General features: G+C 68.8%; 2 protein-coding genes. One reads left to right on the plus strand and one right to left on the minus strand.

The genetic code is table 11. The features are described 5' to 3' along the window. On the plus strand, positions 1 to 184 hold a 184-nt coding region (locus tag SB751_RS28345), incomplete at its 5' end, for a DUF2278 family protein (RefSeq protein WP_410748832.1). Between the two features lie 21 nt (positions 185 to 205). Here SB751_RS28345 and SB751_RS28350 read toward each other — a convergent pair. Continuing rightward, a partial coding sequence (locus SB751_RS28350) for a GNAT family N-acetyltransferase (RefSeq protein WP_410748833.1) occupies positions 206 to 413 on the minus strand: 208 nt, incomplete at its 5' end.

A 413-nucleotide genomic window follows, 5' to 3' on the forward strand; every position in this document is an offset into this window, starting at 1 on the left:
GAACTACCTGCACCGCGCGGGCAACGACCACAACGATCACAACGACGTGTGGCAGGACGGCGCGTTGATCGTGCGCGTGAGCGACACGCAATGGGCCGCGTATTTCGCGGCGTTCGAGAAGCAGGCCGTGCCGACCGACGCGCTCGGCAATCCGCTGCCGGACGCGGGGCCGATCACGCGCTGAGGCAGGCGACTGCCGGCGTCGTCAGGCGGCCGGCAGCGTCTTGCCGAACGAGATGCGTTCCTCGACGCGATAGCCGAGCGCCGCATAGAAGCGGCACGCGTCGTCGTTGCCGGGCAGCACCTGCAGATTGATCTTCAGGCAGCCGAGCGTGGCGAGTGCGCGCTCGGCATGATCGAGCAACGCGCGGCCGATGCCGAGTCGTCGCGCGTCGTTCGCCACGCCGAACGAG

This window comes from Cupriavidus sp. SIMBA_020 (assembly GCF_046535395.1).
In the GTDB taxonomy this organism is placed as follows: domain Bacteria; phylum Pseudomonadota; class Gammaproteobacteria; order Burkholderiales; family Burkholderiaceae; genus Cupriavidus; species Cupriavidus campinensis.